This window comes from Bdellovibrio sp. HCB337, from assembly GCF_047302465.1.
GTDB lineage: Bacteria > Bdellovibrionota > Bdellovibrionia > Bdellovibrionales > Bdellovibrionaceae > JACMRP01.
The window spans coordinates 1,301,618-1,323,162 of sequence record NZ_CP178621.1 but is presented as its reverse complement, the minus strand read 5'-3'; the positions used below and the strand labels follow the sequence as shown (position 1 = coordinate 1,323,162).

At 45.7% G+C, this 21,545-nt stretch carries 21 protein-coding genes; 10 read left to right on the top strand and 11 right to left on the bottom strand.

Translation table 11 applies throughout. The features are described 5' to 3' along the window. Window positions 1-51: 51 nt before the first annotated feature. From ACLWBB_RS06415 to ACLWBB_RS06405, 3 genes are all read right to left on the bottom strand, one after another. Window positions 52-843, bottom strand: a complete 792-nt coding sequence (locus ACLWBB_RS06415) for a hypothetical protein (protein ID WP_413290783.1) — start codon at window positions 841-843, stop codon at window positions 52-54. A 12-nt stretch (window positions 844-855) separates the two neighbouring features. Further along, the gene (locus ACLWBB_RS06410; protein WP_413290782.1) at window positions 856-1,656 is read right to left on the bottom strand and encodes a TIGR02147 family protein; all 801 of its coding nucleotides are present in this window, start codon (window positions 1,654-1,656) and stop codon (window positions 856-858) included. 158 nt (window positions 1,657-1,814) lie between these two features. Then, window positions 1,815-3,689, bottom strand: a complete 1,875-nt coding sequence (locus ACLWBB_RS06405; protein WP_413290781.1) for a S8 family serine peptidase — start codon at window positions 3,687-3,689, stop codon at window positions 1,815-1,817. Window positions 3,690-3,882: 193 nt separating this feature from the next. On the opposite strand from ACLWBB_RS06405, the gene ACLWBB_RS06400 reads away from it, so the two are divergent. Both ACLWBB_RS06400 and ACLWBB_RS06395 read left to right on the top strand, forming a co-directional pair. Further along, the gene (locus tag ACLWBB_RS06400) at window positions 3,883-4,503 is read left to right on the top strand and encodes a DUF502 domain-containing protein (RefSeq protein WP_413290780.1); all 621 of its coding nucleotides are present in this window, start codon (window positions 3,883-3,885) and stop codon (window positions 4,501-4,503) included. Beyond that, window positions 4,500-5,897: a hypothetical protein gene (locus ACLWBB_RS06395; RefSeq protein ID WP_413290779.1), complete on the top strand. Its 1,398-nt coding sequence runs from the start codon at window positions 4,500-4,502 to the stop codon at window positions 5,895-5,897. Before ACLWBB_RS06400 ends, ACLWBB_RS06395 begins: the two co-directional genes overlap by 4 nt. Window positions 5,898-6,057: 160 nt before the next feature. Here ACLWBB_RS06395 and ygiD read toward each other — a convergent pair whose 3' ends face one another. Together ygiD and ACLWBB_RS06385 are read right to left on the bottom strand one after the other, a co-directional pair. Further along, window positions 6,058-6,846, bottom strand: a complete 789-nt coding sequence (gene ygiD, locus ACLWBB_RS06390; RefSeq protein WP_413290778.1) for a 4,5-DOPA dioxygenase extradiol — start codon at window positions 6,844-6,846, stop codon at window positions 6,058-6,060. 29 nt (window positions 6,847-6,875) lie between these two features. Beyond that, window positions 6,876-7,481: a YceI family protein gene (locus ACLWBB_RS06385; RefSeq protein WP_413290777.1), complete on the bottom strand. Its 606-nt coding sequence runs from the start codon at window positions 7,479-7,481 to the stop codon at window positions 6,876-6,878. A gap of 123 nt (window positions 7,482-7,604) precedes the next feature. Between ACLWBB_RS06385 and ACLWBB_RS06380 the strand changes: the two genes are divergently transcribed. From ACLWBB_RS06380 to ACLWBB_RS06365, 4 genes are all read left to right on the top strand, one after another. Next, entirely contained in the window at window positions 7,605-8,486 is an 882-nt protein-coding gene (locus ACLWBB_RS06380; RefSeq protein ID WP_413290776.1) for a LysR substrate-binding domain-containing protein, read from the top strand. 123 nt (window positions 8,487-8,609) lie between these two features. Beyond that, window positions 8,610-9,734, top strand: a complete 1,125-nt coding sequence (locus ACLWBB_RS06375; RefSeq protein ID WP_413291591.1) for a CpaF family protein — start codon at window positions 8,610-8,612, stop codon at window positions 9,732-9,734. 287 nt (window positions 9,735-10,021) lie between these two features. Next, on the top strand, window positions 10,022-10,999 hold the full coding sequence (locus ACLWBB_RS06370; RefSeq protein ID WP_413290775.1) for an HNH endonuclease: 978 nt from the start codon (window positions 10,022-10,024) through the stop codon (window positions 10,997-10,999). A gap of 126 nt (window positions 11,000-11,125) precedes the next feature. Then, window positions 11,126-11,470, top strand: coding sequence for a hypothetical protein (locus ACLWBB_RS06365; protein ID WP_413290774.1), 345 nt, complete (start codon window positions 11,126-11,128; stop codon window positions 11,468-11,470). Between the two features lie 84 nt (window positions 11,471-11,554). On the opposite strand, the gene ACLWBB_RS06360 is transcribed toward ACLWBB_RS06365, so the two are convergent. The 3 genes from ACLWBB_RS06360 to ACLWBB_RS06350 all read right to left on the bottom strand — a co-directional run bounded on the left by ACLWBB_RS06360 (window position 11,555) and on the right by ACLWBB_RS06350 (window position 12,979). Further along, window positions 11,555-12,199 carry a dihydrofolate reductase family protein gene (locus ACLWBB_RS06360; RefSeq protein ID WP_413290773.1) on the bottom strand — a complete coding sequence of 215 codons (645 nt, stop codon included), beginning with the start codon at window positions 12,197-12,199 and terminating at the stop codon, window positions 11,555-11,557. A gap of 122 nt (window positions 12,200-12,321) precedes the next feature. Continuing rightward, window positions 12,322-12,591: a helix-turn-helix domain-containing protein gene (locus ACLWBB_RS06355; protein WP_413290772.1), complete on the bottom strand. Its 270-nt coding sequence runs from the start codon at window positions 12,589-12,591 to the stop codon at window positions 12,322-12,324. Between the two features lie 31 nt (window positions 12,592-12,622). After that, window positions 12,623-12,979 (bottom strand): hypothetical protein, encoded by a 357-nt coding sequence (locus ACLWBB_RS06350; RefSeq protein WP_413290771.1) that lies wholly within the window; start codon window positions 12,977-12,979, stop codon window positions 12,623-12,625. 446 nt (window positions 12,980-13,425) lie between these two features. On the opposite strand from ACLWBB_RS06350, the gene ACLWBB_RS06345 reads away from it, so the two are divergent. Next, window positions 13,426-14,319 carry a trypsin-like serine peptidase gene (locus tag ACLWBB_RS06345; protein WP_413290770.1) on the top strand — a complete coding sequence of 298 codons (894 nt, stop codon included), beginning with the start codon at window positions 13,426-13,428 and terminating at the stop codon, window positions 14,317-14,319. Here ACLWBB_RS06345 and ACLWBB_RS06340 read toward each other — a convergent pair. Beyond that, a complete protein-coding gene (locus tag ACLWBB_RS06340; RefSeq protein ID WP_413290769.1) occupies window positions 14,316-15,809 on the bottom strand; it encodes a leucyl aminopeptidase family protein in 1,494 nt (497 codons plus the stop codon). The two genes, ACLWBB_RS06345 and ACLWBB_RS06340, sit on opposite strands and share 4 nt — an antisense overlap. Window positions 15,810-15,970: 161 nt before the next feature. Between ACLWBB_RS06340 and ACLWBB_RS06335 the strand changes: the two genes are divergently transcribed. Together ACLWBB_RS06335 and apaG are read left to right on the top strand one after the other, a co-directional pair. Next, window positions 15,971-17,008 (top strand): endonuclease/exonuclease/phosphatase family protein, encoded by a 1,038-nt coding sequence (locus tag ACLWBB_RS06335; RefSeq protein WP_413290768.1) that lies wholly within the window; start codon window positions 15,971-15,973, stop codon window positions 17,006-17,008. A 39-nt stretch (window positions 17,009-17,047) separates the two neighbouring features. Next, a complete protein-coding gene (gene apaG, locus ACLWBB_RS06330) occupies window positions 17,048-17,437 on the top strand; it encodes a Co2+/Mg2+ efflux protein ApaG (protein WP_413290767.1) in 390 nt (129 codons plus the stop codon). On the opposite strand, the gene ACLWBB_RS06325 is transcribed toward apaG, so the two are convergent. Then, window positions 17,438-18,688, bottom strand: a complete 1,251-nt coding sequence (locus ACLWBB_RS06325; RefSeq protein WP_413290766.1) for a hypothetical protein — start codon at window positions 18,686-18,688, stop codon at window positions 17,438-17,440. It lies immediately after the preceding gene. Window positions 18,689-18,915: 227 nt separating this feature from the next. On the opposite strand from ACLWBB_RS06325, the gene ACLWBB_RS06320 reads away from it, so the two are divergent. After that, on the top strand, window positions 18,916-19,470 hold the full coding sequence (locus ACLWBB_RS06320) for a hypothetical protein (RefSeq protein WP_413290765.1): 555 nt from the start codon (window positions 18,916-18,918) through the stop codon (window positions 19,468-19,470). Between the two features lie 36 nt (window positions 19,471-19,506). Here ACLWBB_RS06320 and ACLWBB_RS06315 read toward each other — a convergent pair whose 3' ends face one another. Next, window positions 19,507-21,384, bottom strand: coding sequence for a hypothetical protein (locus ACLWBB_RS06315; RefSeq protein WP_413290764.1), 1,878 nt, complete (start codon window positions 21,382-21,384; stop codon window positions 19,507-19,509). Window positions 21,385-21,545 lie beyond the last annotated feature (161 nt).

The window sequence follows — 21,545 nt, the reverse complement described above, 5'->3', positions numbered from 1 at the left end:
CCTCAAACGACCACTTTCTGTGCGCAAATACTCTGGCACAAGCGGCCTTTCCTAGCGCACTACAAGCTTGCTCAAATACTTGTCTGATCCCGCGTTCTTTTTGATTTGAATCGAAACCGTCGCCGAACTAGAAGCGTCGTTATTCCAATCATAACGAAGACCTTTCACAACTAAGTCTGTTCCACTTAAGGTGACCGTGTCGATCTCATCAAGGTCGATCTCGACACTGTGCTTGTAGGTGTCACTCGTCCCGTCTGGAAGTCCTACGATCAGAACGATATTGTTTTCAGATTTCTTATCGGTTCTTGTTTCAGCAAGTGAAATAAAGCCAACACCGGTATCGCCCGTGTAGCGATCTTGAACGATAGGAAGAACTTTTGTCGTCGCCAAAGCTCCAGCACGGAAGTTTTCCTGAGGTGTCCCAGAATAAGCAAAAGCTTCTAAAACCTGTTTTGAAAGCTCATAGGTCGCGTCATTCACGCGCATAATACCTAGGTACTCATGCAAAACCAAAGCGGGTTTTACGTCGCGACTCATGCCCCTCCAGCTTTGACGATTGATCACAATACGTCCTTCAGCAGGATAATTGATCGCATCTTTCGCCGCGCCATTCAGCACAAGCTTTTTATCTGTCGACTCGATGGTGGTCTTTGTGATGGCCTCATCCAGTTTTTTGATGTCGATCAGCTTCGAGCGCTGGAATTTAAGATGTTGCGTTACCTGCTGAGCGATTTGCACAAACTCTAGTGCGTAAGAGTCCCCGCCGCCGCTCTCGCGCCCTTCGAGGGCCTGAGAAGTAAACGGAAGAATTATCATTGTTGTGATTAAAACTAACTTTTTCATAAGCATCCTCTTTTATTTTGTATTCGTTATTGGAACAAAGGCCATGGTCAGCTGATAGACTTCATTCAGGCGTGGTGCAGATTCTAAATCTTTACAGAATCTGCGTCTGAAGGTTTTCAGCATTTTGCGGGCCTTTGGTAGATCCGCGCTATTAATCGCCATGGTCATGGAAGTATTGTCACGTTTTTCAAGCGGCACTGTTTGTACCGAGGTCATCGCATGTCGCAAAGAATTTTCTTGAAAGCGACGTTGCGCCTGAGACGTCAATCCATCACGGATATCCGTGCTAAAGCCTTCTGTGGCATCCGTTAAAACACCCTTCTCGTCACGCTCGATAAGTCCTACGCGCTCAAGACGTTCAAGTGCAAACTTGACCTCGGACACCGTGATTTGCAAACGCTGAGCAATCCAACGAGGTTCTTCTTCAAACCCTTCGGTCTTCATAAGCTCTAAAAGTGCATAGTGATAAGGTTCAGAGATAATCGCAAAGGTATCGACCGTGATTTGTTGGAAAGAGCCCTCGATCCCATCTGTGTTTTTAAGTTTGCTATTCCCATGGGGTTGAGAATGAAGGCGCTTAAGTTCTGACAAAGAAAGTCCTAGTTTTAACCCAAGGCGCTCTTTCATTTTATCGGTGATAGGACGCTTTCCACTGAGCATCGCAGACAACGCCGATGGCGATATTTGCAGAGCCTTTGCAAAGGATCTCAGGGAATAATTGGGGTTGCGAGAACAGCGTAATGTCAGCTCGTCTTGGAGGACGTTTCTGAAGTTTCTTCGTGTTTGAGAGCGTTTAGCCTTCGTTGCTTCCATGGCAAAAGCTTATATCCCAACGGGCCAAATTTGCCACGAATTTGCGAACAATATGTGCCAAAATAACGGCGAACATGTAAATGCTTCCCGTAAAAAAAGCGGGTTCCCTTTCAGGAACCCGCATGGTGATTACCAGTGATTATTTTCGGCTGACGGTATTATGCCTTCGTCAAACCTGCAGTCCATTTCTGGATCATAGACAGAGTGGACTGTTCTGCTCCTGCGAACTGAACCCCATAGGCTTGGTTCGCTTCGCTCCATACGACTTGACCTTGTACCTCGACGAGGTCTTTGCCATCTGGGCTTGAGATCTTCATAGTGATAATTCCACCCTTTTCGAGGGCTTCGTCTGCGCAGAAGGAAGCACCACCGAGTGAGATCGTTTTGAGGGATCCCGCAAGCTCGCGGTCTCCGACCATAACGCGGATGTCGCTGTCCATCTTGAAGCGCTCGTATTTGCGGCGCGGATCTGAAGCAGGCTTCGCCTTTTCAAGAGCACGCTGTCTGAGTACTGCCCAAACGATCACAGGAAGCAGGAACAAGCCCGCCATCACACCGCCACCGTTAAAGCCGCCCGAGCTGCTGCCTGGGCCTTTCAAAAGTGCTGTCGACACCAAACCGCAACCGGTTTTTGGCGACACCTCCGCAGAAGCCAAGCTACGGGCCTCGCCCGCATAGCTCGGAGAATAACTTGGTTGAGAAGCTTGTACCGCAGATTGAACCTGCGCCTCATTGATCAAACGAAGAGCATCAACACGTGCTGAGCTTGAAACCTTGCCCAACAGATTTGAAATGCTCGTCGCCTTTGCAATCATAATATCGCGGATTTGATAACCCGTGAGGAACGGAGCCTCACGCATTGCTAGTGCCGCCAACCCCGCAACAAACGGAGTCGCCATACTAGTTCCAGACATAGTTCCCGTACGGTTATTAGGAAGAGTACTTAAAATCAAAACACCAGGACTTGCAAGATGCACTGAGCGCGAACCAAAGTTCGAGAAGCTCGCCATATAGTCATAGTCTGTTGTTGCAGCTACGGAAAGATTACTTGGAACATCGTAGCTTGAAGGATACATCGGAGTCGTATCATTGCTCTTGCCGTTGTTACCAGCAGCAGAAGCAATAAAGATACGATTCGAGTAAGCAAAAGTCATAGCTTCATGCAAAGAGCGGCTGTAAGTACCACCACCCCAAGAGTTGTTGATTACGCGCGCACCGTTATTCACGGCATAGTAAATAGCGCGGATCGCATTTGAAGTTGTTCCAGAGCCATTAGCATCTAGGAACTTCAAAGGCATTACCTGCATTTTTGCAGTCTCTGTGATTGGATTTGCCAAGATATTAAGGCTGGTACCGACAACGATCCCCGCAACGTGCGTTCCGTGACCATCGTCATCGGCAAAGTTCGGTGTATTGTTGATGAAGTTCCAACCATTCACGTCGTCGATATAACCGTTATAGTCATCATCAACGCCGTTATTCGCGATCTCTCGAGAATTGACCCATACTGCATTTGAATTCACAAATACAGGGTGAGTCTTATCAAGGCCGGTATCGATAATAGCAACGATCGGACGAATGCTGCTGTTAGAAGTTTGGATAGCCCAAGCCTCTGCAACCTTCGTTTGTGCTCCTGATTGAGAGTAAGACGCAGCAGCGGCAGAGTATTGCTCCATCGCTTGGACCTCGCCCATCTCGTACACTTGAGCTGGAGCACCTAGGCCCTCTTGATCGTCGACAGATTTCTTAAAGATGTAGTTAGGTTCAATGTATTCAACATCGGGATCAGCCGCCAAGTCCTCTAAAGACTGAACGTCCTGAGCCCCGCCTTTCAAAGAAACGTGGTACATGTTGATGCGTTGGAAGGAACCTTTAAGATTTAGTTTGCCCTGCATCTTATTCAAGACACCCGAGGGGGCCGCCATATCTTTAAGCTTCACGATGTATTCGCCCGGCACAGCTTCTTGGGTTGCTGAGCTATTTGTTTGGGCATTCGCGAGCGAAAGCCCGACGAAAAACGCAAAAAATGACATTAGCATTCCAGAATGACTATCCACTCATGCTCCCTTGATGATGAGTATTTATCGGACAATGGTCCTGAAAGGTTTAGGTTTGGCCACGTCTCAGAACGGGAAGACTTAAAAAATCTTAAAATGTTTAGACGGGGTCACACAGATTCGCTTTGAGCTGGTTTTCAGAATGAGATTCCAATAGAATAGCCTCAATATGAATCAGTCGTTCAAAGCATTCCGTCAGATATTTCTTAGAGGCCTTTTCACCTTCCTTCCCATCGCCGTGACCATCTACATCCTCTATGCGGGGATCGTGATCATGGAGAGCATGCTTGGAACTACAATCCAAAGATTTTTCCCAAGTCTTTATGTCCCAGGTTTGGGCTTTTTGCTGACGACAGTCTTTATTTTCATGTTAGGGCTTTTGCTGAACAACCTCCTGACCGCAAGCTTCTTTGGCAACCTTGAGCGCCAGCTGATGAAGGTGCCGTTTATTAAGGCGATTTACTCTCCGCTTAAAGACTTGATGAACTTATTCTCGCAAAAAGGCTCGAAAGATCTTAAGAGCGTCGTACTTGTCGAGATCGGCAATGGCGACATCAAAGCTTTGGGGCTTATCACCCGTGATAACTTTAGCGATTTGGGACTCGGCAATCACTTTACCGACCGTGTCGCGGTCTTTATCCCGTTCAGTTACGGATTGGGTGGTTACACCTTGCTAGTTCACCGTTCAAAAATCACCGAGATCGACATGCCAGCCGAAAAAGCTATGAGCCTTGCCATCACAGGCTGGGTGAAAGCCGGCGGCAAAAACGAAGGAGAAGGCCATCCATGAGTGAAACCACCATGTCCACTCTGAATAAGGCTCATCGTATCAACCTCAACACTTCCATTTACGGAACCTTCGCCGAAATTGGCGCAGGTCAAGAGGTTGCCCGCCACTTCTTCCTCGCTGGTAAAGCTTCGCAAACTGTCGCAAAAACTATTTCCGCTTACGACATGACCTTCAGTGATGAAATCTATGGTCGTGAAAAAACCGGCCGTTACGTGTGCGAGTCACGTCTTGAGAAAATGCTGACTCATGAGTTCACTTTGCTTGTTGAGCGCCTCAGTAAAAAACGCGGCACGGATACTCGCTTCTTTGCATTTGCAAATACTGTTGCGACAGGCTCTGCGAATGACAAAAAATATTGCCATGGCTGGATGGGCGTTCGCTTTCAGAAAAATCCGCAAGGCGCTTATAACGACATTATCCTTCACGTTCGTATGCAAGACCGTCATCGTTTGCAGCAGCAAGAGGCCCTTGGCATCTTGGGTGTTAACTTGGTGGACGCGGCTTTTCATCACACTGAAGACTATGAAGATTTGATTTCTTGCTTGGTGGATAACCTTAAAGAAGGTCAGATCATCATCGACGTTCTGCACTTTCAAGGCGAGGACTTGAAGCACTTAAATCCTCATCTGACGAATTTAGAATTGGTCCGTCGTGGTTTGGCTGAAGCCGTGCTCTTTGGCCCGCAAAAAGAAATCCTGCATGTCCCAGATACGGTTTACAAAAAAGCTGTTCTTCTTCAACGTGGCACTTACAGACCTGTGACGAAAACTCACTTAGATGTTCTTAGCAAGGGCCTGAATCACTTCAAAAAAGACTTCCAACTAAAAGACGAACAGTGTCTTTCCATCATGGAACTCACCATGAGAAACCTTCTGACCGAAGGCGAAGTGAACGACAAAGACTTCTTAGATCGTATCGAAACTTTGTGCAGCCTGGGGCAGCATGTATTGGTTTCTAATTTCTATTACTTCTACCCGCTTAAGACTTACTTCCGTCAATACACCCAAGAGCCTATGGCAATCGTCGTTGGCGCCTCTCACCTAGAGCGCGTCTTTGATGAAAGTCGCTACAAAGATTTATCAGGTGGTATCTTGGAAGGCCTTGGTAAACTTTTGGATGCAAAGACCAAGCTTTACGTTTACCCACACAAGACAGACATGACTTGCATGACGGCGAAGAGCTTCTTCCCGACTCCGTCAGTAAAGCATTTGTATTCTCACTTCAAAGAGAGCAATCAAGTTTGTGATATCGCTGGTTGTGATGAGACTGAGGTGTACACGCACTCAGATCAAGTGCATCAGATGATTCTAAAAAAAGATCCCCAGTGGGAGACTCTAGTTCCAACTGGGGTCCGGGATCTTATTCGTACCAAAAAATTATTTGGGTACAATTAAGCTATGTATGAAAGTTAGGGTCCGTGTTCTCCTAGGTACCTCCTCCCCCAAGTAGGTACTAAGTCTCTATTTCAAACTTCGTACCAGTGTGGGAAGCAAATAGAAGAGGTCTCGCCCTCAAAAGTTCGACAGGTGTTCAAACAGTTTTAACACCCTCAAATTACGCCCAGAGTGCGGTCCTCATAGAAATGGCCGCCATCTGAAAACCTTCTACCGGAAAGCTTAAACGGTCCGCTTTATCACTGACCCCAAAAGTATAAAGGAGGGGCAAATAGTGTTCCGGCGTTGGCGCTGACATAATAGCTTCGTCACCAAAATGAGCTTTATAATCGATGACCTTTTCAAAGTCCCTCTCAACAAGAGCATTCTTAATGCCCTCATCAAAACTTTGGGCCCAAGGATACGGTTCATCACCACCATGCCACTTCACCGCGCGCAAGTTATGAACGATGTTGCCGCTACCGATAATCAACACACCTTCATCACGAAGAACTTTTAATTTCTGCGCAAAAGAATAGTGTTCAATCGGAGTGAAATGTTCATTCAAGCTTAATTGCAAAACTGGAATATCCGCCTTCGGGAACAAATGCAGAAGAACGGACCATGCCCCATGATCAAGCCCCCAAGATTTTGTGGGCTTCACTTCTGGCGCAAGTTCGACAATGCGTTTTGCAAGCTCGGGCGCACCCGCTGCCGGGTACTCGGTTTTAAAAAGCTTTTCTGGAAAACCATAAAAGTCATGGATCGTTTTTGGCGGATCCGCGGTCACCACGTGGGTGCCCGCGGTCTGCCAGTGGGCAGAGATCATCAGAATTGCCTTGGGGCGGGAAAGTTGAGATCCCAGGACTGATAATTGATCTCCGAACACAGTTTTTTCAATCGCATTCATCGGAGATCCATGACCTACAAAAAGCACAGGCATTCGAGTCAGTACATTTGTGTTAGTCATTAAAGCCTCCTATTCATTCGATACTATTATTACTTCTTAGCGACTTTTTCTTTAATCGCTTCGACTCTTAAATCAAGAGTCACTTCGTCACCCACTACAGGGCCGACTTCAACCGCTTTATGCCAAGACAATCCGAAGTCTTTGCGGTTGATTTTTGTGGAAGCTCTGAAAGCCACGCGCTCGTTACCCCATGGATCTTTCACGCTGCCAGTGTACTTCGCATCCAAAGTCACAGGTTTCGTGACACCACGAATGGTTAGATCACCAGAGACTTTTAAGTTCTCAGGCGTGCCTGTGATTTTCTTACTCTTAAAGGTTAGCTTCTCATATTTTTTTGAATCAAAGAAGTCAGGACTTCTTAAGTGGTCATCACGATCTTTATTGTCGGTGTTCACCGATGTCGATTTAATGTTTACATCAATGGTGGACTTATCAAGCTTTGGATCGATCACGAAAGTGCCTTCAAAATCCGAGAATTTCCCCTCGACAGTGGCAACGACCAAGTGAGACACTTCAAAACCCACCTTCGAGTGAGCAACGTCGATTTTGTAAGTTCCCTCTGGAACTTTTGTATCTGCCAAAGCAATTTGTGAAAGCAAAAGTGCTGGAGCTAGTAAAGTAGTCATGAGTTTCATTGTATATCCTCCTAGTAGTGGATGTTGTTGATGGATCCAGCTTAGGCCGATTTATATCGTTGCGGCAGGAGACAGAATCAAGATATACTGTTCCACAGGTGCAACAATCAAAAGGATCTCAAAATGACCGATATTGACCTGAATCAAATCCTTACTTTCGTTAAAGTTGTCGACAGCGGAAGTTTTACGAAGGCTGCGGAGCAATTAAAACAACCTAAGTCCAGGATCAGCCGCCGACTGGCTGCGCTAGAAAAAGCTCTCGGCACTCAATTAATTTATCGCACAACAAGACAAATGCAGCTCACCGAAACCGGCAAGGATTATTATCAACGTTGCGCACCCCTCATTCAGGATCTTGAAAACGCGAACAATGCGATGACAAGTCACTCCGTAGAACTGAGTGGCGTGCTGCGCCTGACAGCTCCGGAAGATTATGCAAAAATGATCTTGGCTCCGCTTTTGGAAGAGTTTTTAAAAAAGCATCCTAAAATTAAAATCGAATTAGTGCTATCGGGCGCCTACTTGGACTTAGTCAAAGAATCCATCGATGTTGCGATTCGTATTGGCACGCTCAAAGACGCTTCGATGAAGTCAAAACGCCTTTCAAGTATTTCGTCGATCGTGGTTGCAAGCCCCGGGTTTCTTGAAAAAAATCCTGCCATCACAAAACCTGAGCACTTAGAACAAGTGCCGTGCTTAAACTTCAACGTCGGTCAAAAAAATCGCTGGCGTCTTGTGAAAGACAAACAAGATATACGCATCAAAGCAAACGGCAGTGTCGAAGCAAATTCTCCGGAACTACTTTATCACTTTGCTTTGTATGGAAGAGGTGCCTCGCTAATTCCAGAATTTCTTTGCAGAGACGCTCTTCAGAGTGGAAAGCTTGTGCATATCCTTAAAGGTTGGACCTCGGGAGCGATTCCCGTTCACCTGCTGACGCCGGCGCAAAAAGACATTCCAGCTAAGACCAAAGCCTTTATGGAATTTGCCTCTGCCAGACTGTAGTCAGATCTTGGTCCTGTCCTGTTTCAGGATATACTCAAAACCGGACTCCAAAGTGATTCCATAGTCAGGAGTTGCCTCAAAATTCTATAAAGAAGTCGCCTATAAATACCGATTTTTTAGGTGATGAAAGACGATGCAAATAACCAAAATAATTTCGGAAACAACGCCACTATCGAGATCGTAAACTCTGATTGGAAATCAGAAGCAGGTCCCATCAAAGTTTTCCTAAACGACAAAACCGTTTCGGAAATCATGGTGAACCGTTGGGATAAAATCTTCATCGAGCGAAACGGTAAAATCGTCGAGGCCGAACATCATTTTACAAACGCTGAAGCTCTGATGCGTCTTGTACGTGCATTGGCAGTTGCCGTAGGTAAAGAACTGAATCGTCGTTTTCCATACATCGATGCCCGTCTTCCAGATGGTTCGCGTTTGAACTTGGTCGTACCGCCGGTATCACTCGAAGGCCCAAGCATCACGATTCGTAAAGCCTCTGACAGCGTTTTGAGTTACCAAGATTTGATTAATCGTGGCTCTATCGACGGCAAAGCGGTTTTCTTTTTAAACCGTGCCGTTTATGCAAAACAAAATATCGTCATCAGCGGCGGTACGGGCTCTGGTAAGACAACCCTGCTGAATGTTTTGAGCTCTTTCATCGCCGATCATGAACGTGTCGTGACTTTGGAAGACACCGCAGAGCTTAAACTGAGTGTTAAAAACATCGTGCGTATGGAAACAAAACCTGCAGCGGGTTCCGAGCCTGCAATTACGATGGAAAATCTTTTAAAGAACGCCCTTCGTATGCGCCCCGACCGTATCGTGGTTGGCGAGTGCCGTGGTTCTGAAGCCATGGATATGCTGATGGCCATGAATACGGGTCACGAAGGCAGCCTGACAACGGTGCATGCGAACTCGGCCCACGATGCTTTACGTCGCCTTGAATCCATGGTTCTACGCTCTGGGATCGAAGCTCCACTTGCGATGATTCAGATGGATATCGCAAATACGATTCACTTCATCGTTCAAGTCGATCGCGCCTTTGATGGCAAACGCCAGGTGATGGAAATCCTCGAAGTCTATGGCCGCGACAAAGATGCCTACCTAACCCGCGAGATCTTTAAATTCGAAACTGGTAAGGGCTTAGTTTCAACCGGCGCAGTCCCCCGCTTTGTAACTGAAAACCGCGATGAAAATCTGAACCTAAAACCTGAAATCTTTGAACCTGAGAAGAAAGTCCGCCTGACGTAAATTCCTATCCGCGAAGCTTTGCGTTGGAAAACGTTCGGATTGTGAATATATGAAAAAGCTTTTGACAGGTGTTTTGTGTGAATTTTCTCTCGGTGTTTTTAAGTTTCTGAGCGTCTGCTGAATACGCTCTATATGTCTCTAGAGCTCCCCTATTAACCGATTTGCTCCATGCTCTCACCCCGCTTCGTTTTATTTTTATAGGCCTCTTATAAGCGATTTCAGAGAGAGAAATTTGATTTCAAAAACCCATGTTATGTTTCCTTTGAAACCATCATAGGAGACTTTCCATGAAAGCTTACGAAATTAAATCCCTCACCGATTCCCAATTAATTGAACGCACTGAATATTTGGTGAGACGCGAGAGGGAGCTTGTCGAGTGCCTCATCACTCACCTGCAAGAAATCCAGGATCGTAAGCTTTTTATTCCGATGGGCTATACAAGCCTTTTTGAATGCTTGGTGAAGCATTTCAAATATAGTGAATCGATCGCTTATAGCCGGATCTCGGTTTTGAGAATTATGAAGGACGTTCCTGAAGTTACCGAGGCTCTTCAATCCGGAGAGCTTAATCTGACTCATCTCTCTTTGGCGCAAACCTATATTCGTAATCAGGAAAAGAAGACTCAAGAAAAAGTCACTACTGAGGAAAAAAGAGAACTTGTGGCTTGTCTTAAAAACACTTCAACCAAAGAGGCCAAACAAATCTTAGCTGAAAGAAATCCTGTGATGGAGCTTCCGAGTGATCAAGTGCGCTATTTGGATTCTGAGCATGTACAAATTCAAGTAACAACCCATAAAGAAATCCTAGAAAAGATAGAACGCTTAAAATCTTTAATTTCACATCAAGATGTAAACCCAAGCCTCGGTGAGGTTTTAGACCTAGCGCTTACTTCCGCCATTGAGTCTTTGGAAAAGAAAAAAGGTGTTCATATTAAAGAAGAGACTAAAAATAAAAAGCCTGCCTTTGGAAGTAGCCCGCTGTGCCCATCAGACCCAAATTCGAAACTCATATCAAAAGCAAAGTTTTCAACGCAAAGCTTCGCGGATAGGAATTCTAGATACATTTCCAGAAAGGTGAAAAAGACCATTTTAAAAAGAGCCGATCATCAGTGCGAGTATGTTCACAAATCTGGCGAGAGATGCTCTTCAAAATTTCAAATGCAGTTCGATCATATTAAGGCCTATAGCCGAGGTGGCGGGCCTGAGTATGCCAATATTCAGCTATTATGCCGGGTACATAATGCGTATAAAGGTGATTATATGTAGATATGGATGCTAGACCTGAAGGAACCTGACCGTGCGATGTATTGAAAACATTGAGTTGCTTGCTACTGGGCGTTTTTGTACCATTGAAAAAATGTTTTTCTAATGAGTGGAAAACGAGGATAAAATATGACAAGAGTTTTGATGAGTTTCATGGTTTTAGTGGGTTTTAATTTTAGCCAGGCTGCGGCTCTCGCAGCTAAAAACGGAAACCAGAAAAAACAATCTTCTGCTAATCATGATTATTTTTCTGAAGCTTCAAAAGATTTCAAGAGTCTGCTTTCTAATCCGGTTTTCAAAGACTATCCCGGCTATACGATTGATAATATTCGACAAGGTGAAATTGGCGAATCTCAAGCTTATTTTGTTCGCCTTGTAAAACCATTTAGCAGTAACAATGAAGGCGTTTGTTTTTCATTTTTGGGAGTCACAGAGATTCAGGGCAAACCTCACTCATGTGAAAAAGCAGAGTAGGTTGCTCATAACCACTAGTTTCTAAAAATAAGTTCGATCAAAAAAGCACTGACTAAGAATCAGTGCTTTTTTTGCATCAACCCATCAGGATTTTTCGATAATAACATGAGTCGCGTTTTCTCCGGCGACGCTTTGTTTTACTGCGTAGCCTAGCTTTGCGAGATCTAGGCCGGCAAAAAGATTTTCTCCAGCACCGAGCAGTTTTGGTGAAACTGCCAGATGCATGTAATCGACCAAGCCTTTAGCTAGATATTGGCGAATCACCGAGACACCGCCATTTAAGCGAATATCTTTTCCGCCCGCCGCCTTCTGCGCTTGCTTAAGTGCGGACTCAATCCCATCTGTTACAAAATAAAATGTAGTTCCGCCCTCCATTACAAGGGGCTCGCGCTTGTGATGAGTCAGGACAAAAACTGGTGAATGGTAAGGAGGATTCGGGCCCCACCAACCCTTCCAATCTTCGTCCTTCCACGGACCACGGATAGGACCAAACATATTGCGGCCCATAATATTTGCACCAATACCGTCAAATCCACGCGAGGCAAATTGATTATCAACCCCCGTTGTACCACCGGTTTTGCCTATCATTTTATTAAATACGAGTGTTGGAAAAAACCATTCATGAACGGCCATACCGCCAACACCCAGGGGATTCTCGAGATCTTGATTTAAACCCGCTCCAAATCCATCCAAGGACACTGAAAAACTCTCTACGCGCAGACGGCTCATAAATTCTCCAATCACAAGTCGCTAAAATCGGAACTCATGATCATGCTAATATCCCGGAGCGTGTTCGTGAAGTCTAAATACGGTATTCATACTTATGCTAGCCCCAAAAGAACCTAACTCTGTTATTTCATTTTAACTTTTTTCTTAAAATCCTCAGTAAGCTCTTCTATTTTCATAGCTAAGAGCAAAGAACAAAGTTCGTCTTTATTAACTTCGAGTAACCTAGCTAATAAGATGAGCGTGTTGACAGGGGGTTGAGAAACGCCCCTTTCCCAGTTCGAAATAAACTGTGGCGTAGAATAACCAAGCGCCGTCGCAAGCTCTTCCTGTGTTAAGCCAGCTTCAATCCGACTTTCCTTTATGAACTTTGCAAGCATTTCTTTATGTTTCACTTCTTAACCCACTCCTATTTTTAATTAACACTCATGACATTTGAGATTGTTCATCGAGTTCCTGCGCAATAGTTCTTGAGATATCCGACCTCAGAATATATCTACAACATCCCGGAATATCTTCTTCACCTTTCTCTTTAACTTGAATTACAGGAATTAGCGCAAATTCGATACGACTTGATAGGACTCTCCTGAATTCTCTGTTTTTCTCAAAACCGTTTTCTCCACCAAGAATAATTGCAGCTGGCGCAGGCACATTATAAAGAACTGAAAATGCATCTTCACTGGTAGAAGCAGTAACGACTAAAAATCCGGCTCCTACCAACCTGATCCTTTCTTCAACTCGAATATCTTTGTCATCCCCTATGACTAAAATATATTTCTTCAAAGCAAGCCTTCCCTAACGTACCATTTCGAACAAAATGCAAAGCATCTCTAGCACTAAAGAAGTGCTAATAGATTTAAGCCGTTCAAATAAAAGTATTTATTTATAAAAAATCAGAGCGCTTGAAATTTCGCTCAAGTTTAAAAAAAAAAAATGGAGCCAGTTACATATTGAGCATGAATTAACTTTCTTATCCATAACGTGTTAAACAGCACTTATAAACTACATCAAGGCTCTTTTAGTTTGTCATTTGACCGTTTCTGGATATTGCGGCTCGACAAATTGAATAGCTCCGAAGATGGACACTGGCTCTTCATTTCCAAGATAAAGCCTGTTCTGAAATGCACAGACTTCTTTGACCTGTCTACTCTGTAGACAGACCTTACCTCTTTACAGAAGTCTGTCTGGCAAGAGGCCAGAACGTCCCTTTTTTGCTATAAGTGGGGCTTATGAAAATCAGCTTCCTTCTGCCACTTCTAGCCCTGCTTTCTGCCTGCACTTCTCCGCACAATGGTTTTGAGGATGCTCTCGTCGACAAAGACTCAAATCCCATTATTTGGGATGAAGACACACGCACTGATGTTAGCAGCAACGATGCTGATCTGGATTTAGCCAAAGCAACGGCCGTCTTGTTTCACAAACACCGCCTGAGCGAACAAGCCGATGGCAGCTTTCAAGTGCCATCAAATCCGTTAAATAAAATCATCCCACTTTGCCAATACGAAAAGTTCTTGGACCAATCCCTGTTAGGACACTGCTCGGGAGTTTTGCTAGGCCCAAGTATTTTGCTGACTGCTGGTCACTGCGTGAAAGACAAAAAAGACTGCGATGATATCTATATCACCTTTGGCAGGACCGAAGAAAAAGCCAAGAGCGGCTCGATCCCGAAGGCCGAGGTTTATACTTGTAAGCGCATTTTAAAAAGTGTGACTGGTTATGCAAAAGACTATGCACTGGTCGAACTGGATCGCTCTGTGACTCAGGCAGAGCCCGTAAAAATCGGTGATGCGAATGAACTTAACGAAAAAGATTCTATCATCAGTCTTTCGTATCCGTTGGGACTGCCTCTTAAAAAAGATTCTGGTGAAATTATTCGGAATGATCTAATGCTTAACTTCTTTACCGCAAAAATAGATACCTTTGGCGGAAGCTCGGGCTCTCCCCTTTTCAATCAGAAAAAGGAACTTGTCGGGATTCTTTCTACGGGAACTGATGACTTTTTAGACGACGCCGAAGGGTTCCAAAGACATTTTAAAAATGGAACCTGCATTCAGGCAAAGCGCTGCACCGGTGAAATGTGTTTCGGTGAGCGCTTTATGAAAACCTCAATAATCGGTCTTTAGATTCTGGATTCTAAGTACTCAATCAAAGCTTGTACCGGCTGACCGTTACCGCCTTGAGCACCCAACGCGCCTTGAGCCTTGTCCGTCCACGCATAGACGTCTAAGTGAGCCCACTTTTTATTACGCACAAACTTTTGCAAGAAAAGGGCTGCCGTAATTGCGCCACCGAAGCCGCCACCAGAGTTTTTGAAATCTGCAAATGGCGACGACAAATCACCAAAATACTTACCAAACAAAGGCATGCGCCAGTTCAAGTCGCCTGCACGAACACCCGCTGTGTTCAATGAATCTGCAAGTTCATCATCGTTACTGAACAGACCCGCGATATCAACACCAAGACCGACCTTAATAGCACCAGTAAGGGTCGCAACGTTGATCACAGCTTCAGGCTCATCAGCACCTTTTTGGGTGACAGCTACATCCAATGCATCCGCCAATACTAAGCGGCCTTCTGCATCGGTGTTGTCGATCTCGACACTCATACCGTTACGAGCAACGCAGATATCACTTGGACGGAAAGATTTTGCATCAACGGAGTTTTCAGCCAAAGCAATATAGAAGTCCACAGGTCCCGGATACTTAATTTCTGCAACCCAAGAAGCCATCGCCAAGATACTTGCAGCGCCACCCATGTCTTTTTTCATCAAGCGCATTGCTGATGATGGTTTTATATCCAAACCGCCAGTGTCAAAGGTAATGCCCTTACCGACTAGCGCAATTGGTTTTAAAGAAGACTTCTTCGTTGGACGATAACGGATGTGCAAAAGATATGGACCGAACTCGGCACCACCACCGACTGCCAACAACAAACCCATTTTTTCTTTCTTCAAACGGGCTTGATCCCAAACGGCAATCTTCATTGTCGTCGGCAATTCCATTTTCTTAGCGAAATCCACGAAAGTTTTTGGATTGAGTTCATTCGGTGGCAAATTCACCAAGTGCCGAGCCACATTCACTGCGTTTGCACGAGCTTGTGCCTGCGCCAAAGTGCTCTTATCGAAGTCGCCCAGGCTTTTTTGAACGTATACAGTTGGCAGGTTCTGAGGCTTTTCCTCAAACACGCTACGGAAGCTATATGCCGACATCTCAAAGCCAACCAAAGAACCAAGTTCTTGTTCGAACTCAGTGCCCACGTATTCCAAACGAACTTGCTCTAACGAGTGAGCTTTGAAGTGGCCCCAAAGTCCGCCAAACAAGTCGCGGCAAAAGGCATAATCTGATTCCTCTAAAAGACCTTGATGCTGAGGTGAGTCTGCTTTTTTACGTGGACGGATGATCCAGACTGGTCCCTTAACGCCTACAAAGAACACCATGTCGCGTTCGTTTTTCTTAAGATCCGCCAATTGCCAGTTCAAAGAATGTTCTTCAGTCAAAGAAAGAAATTTGTTTTTATCCGCCGTGCCTAAGAAATACACATAGCCAGTGCTCGCACTTTTACTTTTAGGCTCTTTTCCGACTACAAAACTGTCCAACCAAGATTTAAATCGCATATTTTCCTCCGGAAGAAGCTATCTGGTAAATCCAAGGCCAAGGCGGAAGGAGGACGCCGTACGTATTGTACTGCGACGACGCCCAACGCAGGAATTGGATTTATCAGGTAGCTTCTGATTTAGTTTGTGATTCTGGCACGAATTTTCTTACAATGTAAGATATGACGTCGTGGAACGAGAGCCTAAATCTCAAATTTTGCTTTATCAACGCAGAGAATCTCTTTTTGTTATTTGACGAGATTCCGACAGCGGAAGCACTCAAACTGGATGAGACCAAGTGGCAGCGTTTATCGACCTCGACCTACGAAAATAAGCCCCTCAAAAAGTGCCTGGAATTAGCCCGGGCCCTGAAGACCATCAATGCCGACGTCATTATGCTTTGCGAGGTTGGCGGCTTTGAATCCCTTAAAAACTATAATGAGCTTTTCTTGGATGGGGCCTACTCGCCAATTTTGACTGAGGGCAATTCGAATCGAAATATCGACGTCGGCTTTTTGATCCGCAAGGGACTGCCGTTCTATTTTGACCTTCAGTCCAACAAAAACCGCCCGATCAATTACCTCTACCCCCATGAACGAGAGTCCATTAAACACAACTACCCCGTCAGCTCCGTGAAAGCGCCGGCCACAAGCCACAAGTTTTCGCGCGACGTGGCAGAGTTGAGACTTTTCAAAAAGGACGTGGACAAACCTTTCTTGGGCATTCTTTTGACGCACTTGAAATCTCGCTTGGATCCGGAAAGCATTGACCCCGGAGGATTCGAGCGTCGCCAAGCAGAGCTTCTGACTTTGATTGATATCTATCGCGAGTTCGTGGAAAAACATCCCGATGCACCCACAATGGTGGTCGGAGACTTCAATGGCAACGCTAGCATCACTAACACCGACGAAGAATTTAAGCCTTTGTACGACAAAACGGAACTTAAAGACGTACTTGAACTAACAGGTGTTAGCTCTGAAAACAGAGCTACTTTTTATCAGGTTCGCTCCACAAGCCGCACCGAAGGTCGACAGATCGATTTCTGCTTCTTGGCTCCGAAGTTAGCAAGTCACTTGAAGGAAAAAAGCGCCTTAGTGTATCGCTATAAAGATGAGTTCGGTATGGACGTCGGCGTTCCGATGACATTAGACGCAAAGCTGAAACTTCCTTCGGACCACTACCCGATTGTTTTCGAAATCGAAAATCTGAAAATCTGGTGATTGACCGAACAGCCGTAAGCTTTTATCTTGTGAACAGTTATGCCAATTCAAAAATCAATGACTCCACATATTCAAGTGGCTGTGACGACAGTTTATGTTCCAGCGGAATCACGCCCAGAACAGAATTATCATTTTTTTGCTTATAAAATTAGCATCAAGAACACAGGAGCTCGCAGTGCTCAACTGATGAGTCGCCATTGGGTTATCACCGATGCTCTTGGCCGCACAGAAGATGTCCGCGGACCTGGAGTGGTGGGATTGCAACCGAAGATCGCCGCTGGTCAAACTTTCGAGTACGAAAGCGCGTGTCCTCTGAATACTTCTTCAGGAAGCATGAAGGGCACTTATCAAATGGTCAGCGAAGAAGGCGAAACTTTCAGCGTTGACGTCCCTGAATTCTATCTGATCGCACCTCAAGCATTACACTAACTATCGTCCATAGAGCGTTGTTGTGCCCATCGTTGTACCCGTTGACGGTGCAGGAATTGCTCCGGGAACATACGTCGTTCCGGTTGTTAGGTAACCAGTGCCCGTGGTGGTATAGGCCCCGGACTGCACTTGTTGGATTCGGTACATCAGACTTGAAAGCTCGGTTTGCAAAGAACTCATCGTTTGATAACGGGTCATATAGTTTTGCATCTGAGATTGTTGCTGCTGCAAATAGGATTGGTACATCTGCGTCTGATATTGCATCGTCGAATAATCGGTCGTTCCCATCCCCATCGTGTTGTACATGCCACCACCCATCGGTGAACCATACATCGAAGTCGGATAACCGAAAGCTCCCCCATTCATATTTCCGTAAGCGCCTCCGGTGCTGCCGCAACCGAAAGCTCCTTGCCCGGTTCCACCACCAAGTGCCCCGTAAACTCCGGCGGCTAAGTAGGGATACCCGACACTCGCAACCGAGTTATTAGCCATCGTCGGCCAACCTAAATCCGAGTTGTATTCTGCCACCATCTGATTGGTTTTATAACCCATGTACATAGCTGCAAGGCCGGTCCCAACATTGGCAGCAACGCCCGCCCAATTCGGAGAATTCTGCTGAGTTACGTAACCACTCCCACTAGCCATACACTCAAGACACACTCCTGCTTCCGTACCACTTTCGCGATCCTCGCGGGCTTGCGCACGCGCATCGACGGCTTCGTCTTTAAGTCTTTCGATATTTCTTTGAGCTGTGTCGATCTCATCGCCGAGCTTCTGGCTTTCAGCATATTTCTTTCGATATTCAGGCAAAGCTTTTTGGCAGGCGCGACTCTGATCGCCGCGACAGATGCTGGTGCTAACACCACCGGCTTTACCAGCCTCGCAATATTTGACAACTTCGCCGACGGGATTTTCATCGTACTCTTCACAGCGACGGTTGTTTTCCATGTGATTAAAGGCGAACGAGGACTCATCGGGCTCTAAGGAGTTTTCGATATCAGAGCGCATGCGATCCAGCTCTCGAGTCAGGGTCTTTTGTTTTCTCTGAGCGCTTTGCAGTTTGTTCTTTTCTTCTTTCATGGCTTCAAGAATCTCGTTCACTTCGTCAGACATGCTGACGGCGCCAGATCCGGTTCGCTGTTGGTAGCCGCAATTTTGCTGAGCTCCCATAGCCATTCCGGTCCCCCACTGCATGTTTTGGGCGAAAACCGAAGAACTCATCAATAAACTCAGAGCTAAAATTTTAAGCATACTTCACCTTTATTGTTATGTAACAAGTGTAGGCAAAGACTATTGAGCGAGTATGGAAGTCCTACTTTTGAGATTTAGCACCATAAGAAGCATTCAGGATGGAAAGAGAATAACAAATCGGACCGAGCCTCGAACAGTCTCCACACTCTTTCATTACTTTCTTCTACTTCGAGATCTAAACAACATGCAGTCGCACGGAGCGGCTCACAGACAAAAGGAGAATGGATATGAAAACAACACTAGCACTCTTAGTAGCAAGCTTGGCAACCGCAGGATTGGCTCACGCCGCTGACGACGGACGCGCGATTGACTTGAATGCGCTTTCACCAACACCTGAGGCTATTGAACAAGCTTTGGCAGCTAAGAGCAAACACGACAGAGGGCAAGCTAACGACCGTCACGACCGCAGAGACCGTGGCCAAACTAAGGCGGATGAGCCAGAACCAAAAGCATGTACAGATGCAGCTATCACTGATGACCAAAAAACTCAGATTGAGGCCGCAGCCTTCACAGCTAAAAAAGAACAGATCCAGCAAAAAGCTGATTTGAAAATCGCTTTGATGGACTATGCGCAAACTGTGATGGATCAAACTACAGACAAAGCCGCTGCTGAAGCTGCTTCACAAAAAATTACTGATGGTGCAACGAAACTAGTATCAGGACATTTAGCGCTTGCGAACAATGTTTTCTACGACATTCTTCAACCAACTCAACGTAAAAATGCATTCTTGTGCTTGGTTGCTAAAATGAAAAAGCACCACAAAAAGAATCGCCATAACTAATTGCACTCATAGGCCCTAGTCCCTGCGACTGGGGCCTTACTTCCACACCCAAGCTCGGACCGCATGTGGTTTGCGGAAATGGTTTATGACGAGCTCTCCTTTTTCATCGACCAGACTAAAACGTGTATTCGCAAGACGAGTTAAAGACGTCGCTTCATATTCCGAAAGCGGAGTTCCAAGATCTTCTAAAGGCAAAGTACGAATCGGCATTCGGTGCACGACTGTACGATAACAATGAGGTCCTGCTTCAGAAGGATCGCCTCGATCACAATCACCGCGCGTAAAGTTTTGCGAGGGACTAAAGATTTTAACTTTCAAATTCATTTTGTCATCATTAGGTTGTGCTTCCCAAAGTGCATCGACGACTTGCTCATCGTTTTTCAATTTCCAGCTGACATTTCCGAATTCTCTATCAGTTTTGTGCCAGTGTTTGTCGGCCTCGGGACTATGGGACAAGATATACTCGCGAAGAATCATCGAATAATTTCCCCAACCATTCCCGATCGCAAATGCACAATGATTTCCTTGATGCAAAAACACGGTGCCGACTTTGTCATTCGGTGACTCGTGCAGTTTTTTAGCTAGCAGTTTAGAGTTAGCGGGGGTTTTCACGAGTTCATCGTTATCAGACGAAATCGTCAAAGTGGGGATAGTCACTTTGTCGACGTAATTCCGATAATCGTTGAGCTCCCAAAAATGATCTAAAGACTGTACTCGGACCCCGGTAAAGGGTTTTAAATCCCAAGAGGACTTCACAGTCCACTCCCGGTAATAACTGAGTATTGCTTGGGTCAATTTATCGTAGATCTCCCCCGCACGCATGCGCTGGTTCTTCAGGGGGAAAAATCGCCCAATCACCGGCACAAAATTAAAAACATCACGAATTTGGTGAAGGGTCTCAAAGACCGCCACCGTTGAAATAGGTTTACTGGAGTAAATATCCCGAATGGAATGATCCAGCACCACCACAGGACAAATTGCCGTCACACTTTGAATGGACTCTTGCCCCCGCGGATCGTTTTGACTTGAATAAAGGCCCGCATACAAAGCAGCACTGCCCCCAAGACTTGCACCCACCACGTGGACACTTGAAATACGATGATGAACCGGCGAATCCACAGATTTTACAAGCTGAGCAATTTGATAAAGCTGACGACCTTCATCAAATCCTCCGACAGACAGGGCTTTATTATTAACCATAAATTCCGAGCCCGTATTATTCGCCAGAGTCAGCACATGAAATGGTGACTCGTCATAAAGATGCATCATGAAGGACCGATGCATCACACTCTGGTCGGCATTACAAAGTACCCCGCACTTTGCGATTACAAAGGGTCGTGGAGTGTCCCCTGGCTTCATTGCGATAAAACCATCCAGCACGCGGCCATCAGAAAGTGTCGCGCGGACGTGATGAATATTTCTGCTATCTAAAAGGTCATAGTCTACAGTCGCAAAGCGGATCAGTGGAATGTAGGTGCTTCGCAAAAAGCCCCTTGCCACTTTGTCATAACATTTATTGACCCAGTTATTCAGCGCTTCAGCTTGCAGAGGCACTGAGGTATTTCGCCAAATACGATCACGGACGGACTCTTGACGGCAATCATTTTCGACAGCCCGGTTGTTAGTTCCTAGCGGAATCCATGGGAACCACAGTTTTTGTTTTTCTTTGATGTCGTCAGAAATAATCAGGTCATCAGGAAAATCCGGTGGCGGATTTTTTGGGGGTACGTGGGGCTTTTTCTTTTGTTTTTGGCGTTTAAAAATTTCGAGCTTTAATCCAGCAGGATCGTAAAGTTTAACCTCGACGACTTCGGCCTCTTTCTCGGTCGCCGGCGCAGCTTTAGCCAGGGCGCAATTAAAAAGAAGATCGACAACAACGATGGCAATGCCTGCGAATAATTTTAAGTGACTCATAGGGGGTGTGTATTAACACCGACAATTGACAACAGAAACGCAGTGTCGTGACGAATTCGTCACATCGGAACGAATTGAGGATTTACGGCCTCTAAAACCCCGGCCACGGTGCCCTTTCGCAGGCACTGTCTAAGGAGGTGACACCTATAAAGCATTAGATC

Bases quoted from the DNA above. Each gene is read 5' to 3' on its own strand.
- ACLWBB_RS06415 (WP_413290783.1), bottom strand. From the start codon at position 843: ATGAAAAAGTTAGTTTTAATCACAACAATGATAATTCTTCCGTTTACT.
- ACLWBB_RS06410 (WP_413290782.1), bottom strand. From the start codon at position 1,656: ATGGAAGCAACGAAGGCTAAACGCTCTCAAACACGAAGAAACTTCAGA.
- ACLWBB_RS06405 (WP_413290781.1), bottom strand. From the start codon at position 3,689: ATGTCATTTTTTGCGTTTTTCGTCGGGCTTTCGCTCGCGAATGCCCAA.
- ACLWBB_RS06400 (WP_413290780.1), top strand. From the start codon at position 3,883: ATGAATCAGTCGTTCAAAGCATTCCGTCAGATATTTCTTAGAGGCCTT.
- ACLWBB_RS06395 (WP_413290779.1), top strand. From the start codon at position 4,500: ATGAGTGAAACCACCATGTCCACTCTGAATAAGGCTCATCGTATCAAC.
- ygiD (WP_413290778.1), bottom strand. From the start codon at position 6,846: ATGACTAACACAAATGTACTGACTCGAATGCCTGTGCTTTTTGTAGGT.
- ACLWBB_RS06385 (WP_413290777.1), bottom strand. From the start codon at position 7,481: ATGAAACTCATGACTACTTTACTAGCTCCAGCACTTTTGCTTTCACAA.
- ACLWBB_RS06380 (WP_413290776.1), top strand. From the start codon at position 7,605: ATGACCGATATTGACCTGAATCAAATCCTTACTTTCGTTAAAGTTGTC.
- ACLWBB_RS06375 (WP_413291591.1), top strand. From the start codon at position 8,610: ATGAAAGACGATGCAAATAACCAAAATAATTTCGGAAACAACGCCACT.
- ACLWBB_RS06370 (WP_413290775.1), top strand. From the start codon at position 10,022: ATGAAAGCTTACGAAATTAAATCCCTCACCGATTCCCAATTAATTGAA.
- ACLWBB_RS06365 (WP_413290774.1), top strand. From the start codon at position 11,126: ATGACAAGAGTTTTGATGAGTTTCATGGTTTTAGTGGGTTTTAATTTT.
- ACLWBB_RS06360 (WP_413290773.1), bottom strand. From the start codon at position 12,199: ATGAGCCGTCTGCGCGTAGAGAGTTTTTCAGTGTCCTTGGATGGATTT.
- ACLWBB_RS06345 (WP_413290770.1), top strand. From the start codon at position 13,426: ATGAAAATCAGCTTCCTTCTGCCACTTCTAGCCCTGCTTTCTGCCTGC.
- ACLWBB_RS06340 (WP_413290769.1), bottom strand. From the start codon at position 15,809: ATGCGATTTAAATCTTGGTTGGACAGTTTTGTAGTCGGAAAAGAGCCT.
- ACLWBB_RS06335 (WP_413290768.1), top strand. From the start codon at position 15,971: ATGACGTCGTGGAACGAGAGCCTAAATCTCAAATTTTGCTTTATCAAC.
- apaG (WP_413290767.1), top strand. From the start codon at position 17,048: ATGCCAATTCAAAAATCAATGACTCCACATATTCAAGTGGCTGTGACG.
- ACLWBB_RS06325 (WP_413290766.1), bottom strand. From the start codon at position 18,688: ATGCTTAAAATTTTAGCTCTGAGTTTATTGATGAGTTCTTCGGTTTTC.
- ACLWBB_RS06320 (WP_413290765.1), top strand. From the start codon at position 18,916: ATGAAAACAACACTAGCACTCTTAGTAGCAAGCTTGGCAACCGCAGGA.
- ACLWBB_RS06315 (WP_413290764.1), bottom strand. From the start codon at position 21,384: ATGAGTCACTTAAAATTATTCGCAGGCATTGCCATCGTTGTTGTCGAT.